This is a genomic window from Microbacterium sp. PF5 (assembly GCF_004794315.1).
Lineage (GTDB): Bacteria > Actinomycetota > Actinomycetes > Actinomycetales > Microbacteriaceae > Microbacterium > Microbacterium sufflavum.
Window position 1 is genome coordinate 1 of the sequence record NZ_SSDQ01000172.1, and the last position, 8,609, is coordinate 8,609.

Below are 8,609 nucleotides of genomic sequence, written 5' to 3' on the forward strand. Positions count from 1 at the left end.
CGGACGGCATCCCGTGCGCGCTGGCGCACGCGCGGCCGGCGTCTGCTCGTGTCTGCCGGCGTGGTGGCGGTGGTCGCAGGGCTCCTGGTGCTCATCCCGCTCGGCCTGGCCCGCGACCCCGCGCCGGTCTGCATCGACCGCCCGGAGACCTTCCCCGCGGCGGGCATCCAGGGGTGGCGCGGCGAACAGCTGGAGAACGCGGCGACCATCATCCGCACGGCCTCCGCGCTCGGCTTCGGGCGCGACGGGCAGATCCTCGGTGTGATGACCGCGATGGGGGAGAGCAGCCTGCGCGCGATCGACTACGGCGACTGGGAGACCCGCGGCTGGACCAACCCCGACGGCTCGCGCACCACGAGCATCGGGCTGTTCCAGCAGCAGGACTGGTGGGGCAGCGTCGAGCAGCGGATGGACCCCGCGGCCTCGGCCACGCTGTTCTACGAGCGTCTCGGGCGGCTTCCGGAGTGGCAGTCGATGCCGGCGTCGCACGCAATCCACCGCGTGCAGATCAACACCGACCGCGAGTACTACGCCCGCTACCAGGAGGATGCGACGGCCGTGGTCGACGCTCTGTCCGGACCGTGCGAGTGACGGCGCGTTAGTCACGGCACCGTCCGGGCGCGTCCGACGGCGCCCCGCCTAAGCTGGGGGCGTGGCGCGGAGCATCTACATCACCTCGGCCGAAGGCCATACCGGGAAGTCGACGATCGCCCTCGGGGCGCTCGACGCCCTGATGCGCTTCTCCCCGCGCGTCGGCGTCTTCCGACCCATCGCGCGGTCGGTCGCCGAGCGCGACGAGATCCTCGAGCTGCTGCTCGCGCACGACGGCGTGCAGCTCGACTACGACGACTGCATCGGCGTGACCTACGATGACGTGCGCGCCGACCCCGAGGCCGCGCTGGCGACCATCGTCGCGCGGTTCAAGGCGGTCGAGGCGCAGTGCGACGCGGTCGTGATCGTCGGCAGCGACTACACCGACGTCGCGAGCCCCGCGGAGCTCGGGTTCAACGCGCGCATCGCCGCGAACCTCGCCGCGCCCGTGCTGCTCGTGCTGAGCGGCCGCGACCAGCAGCGTCAGGCCGAGCAGCTGGGCACCACCACCGCCCGCACGCCCGCCGCCGTGGGGCAGATCGCCGCCCTCGCGCTGTCCGAGCTCGCCGCGGAACGGGCGGAGCTGTTCGCCGTGGCGGTCAACCGCGCCGACCCCGAGGCGCTGGAGCCGATCGTCGCCGCCGTTCGCGCCGTGCTTCCGGCCGACCGCACCCCGGTGTGGGCGATCCCGGAGGACCGCGCCCTCGTGGCACCGTCCATCCGCGGCATCCTCGCCGCGATCGAGGGCACGCTGCTCGCGGGCGACGAGGAGCGCCTGACCGCGGTCGCCCTGTCGATCGTCGTCGCCGGCATGTCGATGGTGAACGTGCTGCCGCGGATCACGGAGGAGGCCGTGGTGGTGATCCCCGCCGACCGCACGGAGGTCCTCCTGGCCGCCCTGCTCGCCGATTCCTCCGGGACCTTCCCGCGCATCGCCGGCATCGTGCTCAACGGGCCGTTCCCGCTGCCCGCGCCCATCCTGCAGCTTCTCGACGGGTTCGCGTCGTCCGTGCCGATCATCACGACCGACCTGGGCACCTACGACACGGCGGTGCGCGTGATGGGGACGCGCGGACGGATCACGGCCGATGCCCGCGGGCGCTACGAGCGGGCGCTCGGTCTCTTCCAGGCGCACGTCGACATCGCCGAGCTGACCGAGCAGCTCGGGCTCGCCGAGGCCCACGTGGTCACGCCGCTGATGTTCCAGTACGGCCTGATGGAGCGGGCGCGGGCCGACCGTCGCCGGATCGTGCTGCCGGAGGGCGACGACGACCGCATCCTCCGCGCGGCCGCGACGCTGCTCGCGCGAGACGTGGCCGACCTCACGATCCTGGGCGACGAGGCCGCCATCCGCGCGCGGGCCTCCGAGCTCGGCGTCGACATCGTCGACGCGCAGATCCTCAGCCCCACCGACCCCGAGCTGGTGCAGCGGTTCGCGGAGGAGTACGCCCGGTTGCGCGCGCACAAGGGCATCACGCTGGAGCGGGCGGCCGACACGGTCACCGACGTGTCGTACTTCGGCACCATGATGGTGCACCTGGGTCTCGCCGACGGCATGGTGTCGGGGGCCGCGCACACGACAGCCCATACGATCCGCCCGTCGTTCGAGATCATCAAGACCAAGCCGGGGGTCGAGGTCGTGTCCAGCGTGTTCCTGATGGCGCTCGCCGACCGCGTCCTGGTGTACGGCGACTGTGCCGTGATCCCCGACCCCACGGCGGAGCAGCTGGCCGACATCGCGATCTCGTCGGCGACGACGGCGCGGCAGTTTGGGATCGACCCGCGCGTCGCGATGCTGTCGTATTCCACGGGGGAGTCCGGCAGCGGCGCCGACGTCGACAAGGTGCGTCAGGCCACGGCGCTCGTGCGGGAGCGCGCGCCGGAGCTGCCCGTGGAGGGCCCGATCCAGTACGACGCCGCCGCCGACGCCGCGGTCGCCAAGGCCAAGCTGCCCGACTCCGCGGTGGCCGGCCGCGCGACGGTCTTCGTGTTCCCCGACCTCAACACGGGCAACAACACCTACAAGGCCGTGCAGCGGTCGGCGGGAGCGGTCGCGATCGGTCCGGTGCTGCAGGGTCTCAACAGGCCGATCAACGACCTGTCGCGCGGGGCGCTCGTGGACGACATCGTCAACACGGTCGCGATCACCGCCATCCAGGCGCAGAGCGCAGAGGGGGAGCGGGCGTGAGCGCGATCCTGGTGATCAACAGCGGATCCTCCTCGCTGAAGTACAGCCTGATCGACGTCGAGCGGGAGGACGAGCTCGCGAGCGGGCTGATCGAGCGCATCGGCCAGGAGTCGAGCCCGGTGGCCCACACCGTCCGCCCGGTCGTGGCCGCCGGCGCGGTGCCGACCATGCTCGATGCGACGTACCGCGAGGAGCGGCCGATCCCCGACCACGCGGCCGCGTTCGAGGTGATGCGCGAGCAGTTCGCGGCGCACGGGCCCTCCCTCGACGCGCACCCGCCGGTCGCCGTCGGGCATCGGGTGGTGCACGGCGGGGCACGCTTCTACGCCCCCACGCTGATCGACGCCGACGTGGAGCGGCAGATCGGCGAGCTGGCCGTCCTCGCCCCGCTGCACAACCCCGCGAACCTCGCCGGGATCCGGGCCGCGCATGCGGTGTTCGACGCCGTCCCGCACGTGGCGGTGTTCGACACGGCCTTCCACCAGACCCTTCCGCCTGCGGCCTACACCTACGCGATCGACGCGCAGCTCGCCGCCGAGCACCGGGTGCGCCGTTACGGGTTCCACGGCACGAGCCACCAGTACGTGAGCGAGGCCGCGGCCCGCTTCCTCGACCGACCGCTGGGGGAGCTGCGCCAGCTGGTGTTCCACCTCGGCAACGGGGCCTCGGTCACCGCGATCGACGGCGGTCGCTCGGTCGAGACGTCGATGGGGCTCACGCCGCTGGAGGGGCTCGTCATGGGCACGCGGTCGGGCGACCTCGACCCCGCGGCACTCGTGCATCTGTCGCGACGCGCGGGGTACACGATCGACGACCTCGACACGCTGCTGAACACCCGCAGCGGACTCGCGGGGCTGGCGGGGCGCAGCGACATGCGCGACATCCTCGCCGGGGTCGCGGAGGGCGACGAGGCGGCGGTGCTGGCCTTCGACGTGTACGTGCACCGGCTCCGCGCCTATGCGGGGGCGTACATCGCGCAGCTGGGCGGGGTCGACGTGATCTCCTTCACGGCGGGCGTCGGCGAGAACGCGGCCCCGGTGCGGGCGGCGGCTCTGGCGACCCTGGGCTTCGCGGGCGTCGAGCTCGACCAGGAGCGCAACACCGCCAGGGAGCGCGGGATCCGGGTGATCTCGACCGACGCGTCGCGGGTGACGGTGCTGGTGGTGCCGACCGACGAGGAGCTCCAGATCGCCAGGCAGACGGCCGAGCTGCTCTGATCGCGGCTGCGGGGTTACCCCGTGCGTGCCGCCCGCATTACGCTGGCACAGTGGCACGGAGAGGTGCCGATCCGTCCCTCGCCCTTCTCCTGGAGGCCCTGTGCCAGAAGCGCTGCCCGACCTGCTCCTCGCCGATGGAGTGCTGTTCGATCTCGACGGCGTGCTCACGCCGACCGCCGAGGTGCATATGAGGGCGTGGAAGGCCGTCTTCGACGACGTGTTCGCGCGCTGGGGCATCACCCCGCCGTACACCGACGAGGACTACTTCGCGTATGTCGACGGCAAGAAGCGCTATGACGGGGTCGCGAGCCTGCTGCGCAGCCGCAACGTCGAGGTGCCGTGGGGATCCGTCGACGACGACCCCTCGGCCGAGACCGTGTGCGGGATCGGCAACCGCAAGAACGCCGCCTTCGCGGCGTCGCTGCGCGGGCAGGGCATCGCCCCGTTCCCCGGCTCGCTCGCTCTGGTCGAGCGGCTGCACGCGGCCGGTGTGCCGATGGGCGTCGTGTCGAGCTCGAAGAACGCCGAGGAGGTGCTCGCCGCCGCCGGCATCCGCTCGTTCTTCCGCGTCGTGGTCGATGGCGTGGTCGCGGAGCACGACGGCCTGGCCTCCAAGCCCGCGCCGGACATGTTCGCGGCGGGTGCCGTCCGCCTGGGCGTCGACCCCGCCCGCAGCGTCGCGGTCGAGGACGCCACGTCCGGTGCCGCGTCCGCCGCCGCCGCCGGCTATGCGACCGTGATCGGCGTGGACCGCGGCACCGGTGCCGACGCGCTGCGCGCCGCCGGCGCCACGCACGTGGTCGACGACCTCGCCGCCCTGCTTCCCGACACCCGCACCGACATCCCGGAGACCGCATGATCGACCGCGACCGCTTCCCCGTCGACCCGTGGCGTCTGATCGAGACGCACTACTCGGAGGAGGGTGTCGGCGAGACGCTGTTCTCGGTCGGCAACGGCTACCTCGGCCTGCGCGGCAACCACATCGAGGGCCGCGGTGCGCACGAGCACGGCACCTTCATCAACGGGCTGCACGAGACCTGGCCGATCCGCCACGCCGAGCAGGCCTACGGCTTCGCCGAGGTGGGGCAGACCATCGTGAACGCGCCGGACGCCAAGGTGATGCGGCTGTACGTCGACGACGAGCCGATCTCGCTCGACGACGCCGACGTGCGCGAGTACGCCCGCACCCTCGACATGCGCACGGGCGTGCTGGAGCGTCGCGTGGTGTGGGAGACGCCGTCGGGCAAGCGGGTCCGCATGCGGGATCAGCGGCTGGTGAGCTTCGAGGAGCGTCACCTCGCGGTGCTGCGCCTCGAGGTCGTGGTGGAGAACGCGGATGCGCCCGTCACGATCAGCTGCCAGCTGCTGAACCGCCAGGACGGCGCCGGTGTTTACGCGGGGACGCCGATCGGAGCCAAGAGCGGCGCGGGCTTCGACCCGCGCAAGGCGGAGCGCATCGCCGACCGGGTGCTGGAGCCCGCGGAGCACTGGCAGGACGGGCTGCGCTCGGCGCTGTCGTACCGGGTCGCGGCGTCGGGCATGACCGTCGCGGTGGTGGCCGACCACATCGTCGAGACCGAGAACCAGTACAACGCCAGGACTCTGTGCGAGCCGGACATCGCGAAGAACGTGTTCCGGGTGCAGGCCAAGGCGGGCGTGCCGATCACCATCACGAAGCTCGTCAGCTACCACACCTCGCGGGGCGTGCCGACGCGGGAGCTGGTCGACCGGTGCCGTCGTTCGCTCGACCGCGCGACCGATGAGGGCGTGGAGTCGGTGTTCCGGCGGCAGCGCGAATGGCTCGACGCGTTCTGGGAGCGCAGCGACGTGCAGATCGGCGGGCGTGACGACCTGCAGCAGGCCACCCGCTGGTGCCTGTTCCAGCTCGCGCAGGCTTCGGCGCGCGCGGACGGGGCCGGCGTCCCGGCGAAGGGCCTCACGGGCTCGGGCTACAGCGGCCACTACTTCTGGGACACCGAGATCTACGTGCTCCCGTTCCTGACCTACACGACCCCGCGGTGGGCGTACAACGCGCTGCGCGCCAGGGTGAAGATGCTTCCCGCCGCCCGTCGGCGGGCGGCGCAGCTCAACGAGGCGGGCGCGCTGTTCCCGTGGCGCACGATCAACGGCGAGGAGGCGTCGGCGTACTACGCGGCCGGCACGGCGCAGTACCACATCAACGCCGACATCAGCTTCGCGCTGGGCAAGTACGTGCGCGCGACGGGCGACGAGGCGTTCCTGCGCCGCGAGGGTGCCGACATCGCGATCGAGACGGCGCGGCTGTGGGCGACGCTCGGATTCTGGCGCGGTGCGCGGCTGGTCGAGCAGTCGGACGCGGGTGACGGCCTGCAGACGTTCCACATCCACGGCGTCACGGGGCCGGACGAGTACACGACGGTCGTGAACGACAACCTGTACACGAACGTCATGGCGCGCTACAACCTCCGCTACGCGGCCAAGGTGGTGCGCGAGATCCGCGACAGCTACCCCGAGGACTACGCGGCACTGGTCGAGCGCACGGGGCTGGGGTCGGGCGAGGCGGAGTCGTGGGAGCGGGCGGCCGAGGCCATGTACATCCCGTACAGCGAGAGCCTGGGCATCCACCCGCAGGACTCGCTGTTCCTGGAGCGCGAGGTGTGGGATCTGGCGAACACGCCGGCGGATCAGCGGCCGCTGCTGCTGCACTTCCACCCGCTGGTCATCTACCGGTTCCAGGTGCTGAAGCAGGCCGACGTGGTGCTGGCGCTGTTCCTGCAGGGCAACCACTTCACGCCGGAGGAGAAGAAGGCCGACTTCGACTACTACGACCCGCTGACCACGGGCGACTCGACGCTGTCGGCCGTGGTGCAGTCGATCCTGGCCGCGGAGGTGGGGTACCAGGATCTGGCGCAGAAGTACTTCGAGCAGTCGCTGTTCGTCGACCTGCACGACCTGCACCACAATGCGTCGGACGGCGTGCACGTGGCCTCGGCCGGCGGGGTGTGGACGGCGCTGGTGTGCGGCTTCGGCGGCATGCGCGACTACGCGGGCGACCTGAGCTTCGACCCGCGGCTCCCGGCGGGGTGGCCGTCGCTGTCGTTCCCGCTGCAGTGGCAGGGCTCGGCGCTCACCGTGACGGTCACGCGCGAGGAGCTGCGGGTCGAGGTGCGCAGCGGCCCTCCGGTGCCCTTCAGCGTGCGTGACACCGCGTACTTCGCGACGCTGGAGGACCCGGCGGTGGTGCGGCTGGCCGACCAGGGGCCCGTGATCGCCGGGCGGCCGACGCTGCGGGAGTTCGCCGATGCGCGGCGCGACGACGGCACGCGCCTGTCGGCCTCGGTGCCGGTGATCACGACCGCGATTCCGGTCGTCGAGCCGATCGACTGAGCCGGGCCGCGCCTCCTCCGTCGAGGAGGGGGCGCGACCCGCCGAACGTCGGTGGCACGCCGTAGGCTGGGGTGGTGACCACAGCCCTCTACCGCCGCTACCGCCCCGAGACGTTCGGCGAGATGATCGGGCAGTCGCAGGTGACCGATCCGCTCATGACGGCGCTGCGCGGAGACCGCGTGGGTCACGCCTACCTCTTCTCCGGTCCGCGCGGCTGCGGCAAGACCACGTCGGCCCGCATCCTGGCGCGCTGCCTGAACTGCGCCGAGGGGCCGACCGACACCCCGTGCGGCACGTGCCCGAGCTGCGTGGAGCTGTCCCGCGCGGGCGGCGGGTCGCTCGACGTGGTGGAGATCGACGCGGCGAGCCACAACGGCGTCGACGATGCCCGCGATCTGCGCGAACGGGCCACCTTCGCCCCGAGCCGTGACCGCTACAAGATCTTCATCCTCGACGAGGCGCACATGGTCACGCCGCAGGGGTTCAACGCGCTCCTGAAGCTGGTGGAGGAGCCGCCGGAGCACGTGAAGTTCATCTTCGCGACCACCGAGCCCGAGAAGGTCCTCGGCACCATCCGCTCGCGCACGCACCACTACCCGTTCCGGCTCGTGCCGCCCGCCGCGATGCTCGAGTACGTCGAGAAGCTGTGCGCCGAGGAGGGCGTGGTCGTCGAGCAGGGCGTGCTGCCGCTCGTCGTGCGTGCGGGCGGCGGCAGTCCCCGCGACACGCTGTCGCTGCTCGACCAGCTGATCGCCGGGTCCGACTCCCCGGCCGGGTCGGAGACGGTCACCGTGGGCTACGCGCGCGCCGTGGCGCTGCTCGGCTACACGCACGGGGCGCTGCTCGACGAGATCGTCGATGCGCTCGCCGCGGGCGATGCCGCCGCGGCCTTCCCCGCGATCGACCGCGTGGTGCAGACCGGGCAGGATCCGCGGCGCTTCGTCGACGACCTGCTCGAACGCCTGCGCGACCTGATCGTGATCGCCGCCGTGGGCTCGGGGGCGTCCGCGGTGCTGCGCGGCATCGCGGAGGACGAGCTCGACCGCATGCGCCGCCAGGCCGAGGCGTTCGGGGCGCTCCGGCTCTCGCGCACGGCCGACGTCGTGAGCGCGGCCCTCGACGACATGTCCGGCGCCACGTCGCCCCGCCTCCACCTCGAGCTCATGGTCGCGAGAGTGCTGGCGGAGGCCTCGGGCGCGGGCGCTGCTCCCGGCACCGCGTCGTCCGCGGTCGCGGGATCGGCCCCC

At 72.2% G+C, this 8,609-nt stretch carries 6 protein-coding genes; all 6 read left to right on the plus strand.

Annotated features, from left to right (window positions below):
• Window positions 1-591, plus strand: a 591-nt coding sequence (locus DW297_RS17700) for a hypothetical protein (RefSeq protein WP_136034882.1), incomplete at its 5' end; no start/stop codon positions are given.
• A 61-nt stretch (window positions 592-652) separates the two neighbouring features.
• The gene (pta, locus tag DW297_RS17705) at window positions 653-2,779 is read left to right on the plus strand and encodes a phosphate acetyltransferase (protein WP_136034885.1); all 2,127 of its coding nucleotides are present in this window, start codon (window positions 653-655) and stop codon (window positions 2,777-2,779) included.
• A complete protein-coding gene (locus DW297_RS17710; protein WP_136034887.1) occupies window positions 2,776-3,996 on the plus strand; it encodes an acetate/propionate family kinase in 1,221 nt (406 codons plus the stop codon). The genes pta and DW297_RS17710 overlap by 4 nt, the downstream gene beginning before the upstream one ends.
• 100 nt (window positions 3,997-4,096) lie before the next feature.
• Window positions 4,097-4,855: a beta-phosphoglucomutase family hydrolase gene (locus DW297_RS17715; protein WP_136034889.1), complete on the plus strand. Its 759-nt coding sequence runs from the start codon at window positions 4,097-4,099 to the stop codon at window positions 4,853-4,855.
• Window positions 4,852-7,362, plus strand: coding sequence for a glycoside hydrolase family 65 protein (locus tag DW297_RS17720; protein ID WP_136034891.1), 2,511 nt, complete (start codon window positions 4,852-4,854; stop codon window positions 7,360-7,362). Before DW297_RS17715 ends, DW297_RS17720 begins: the two co-directional genes overlap by 4 nt.
• 74 nt (window positions 7,363-7,436) lie before the next feature.
• Window positions 7,437-8,609 (plus strand): DNA polymerase III subunit gamma and tau (locus tag DW297_RS17725; RefSeq protein WP_168442901.1); only part of this gene is annotated, 1,173 nt, incomplete at its 3' end.

What these genes read in the sequence shown, in the direction of transcription:
- DW297_RS17720 (WP_136034891.1), top strand. Translation starts at nt 4,852, where the DNA reads ATGATCGACCGCGACCGCTTCCCCGTCGACCCGTGGCGTCTGATCGAG.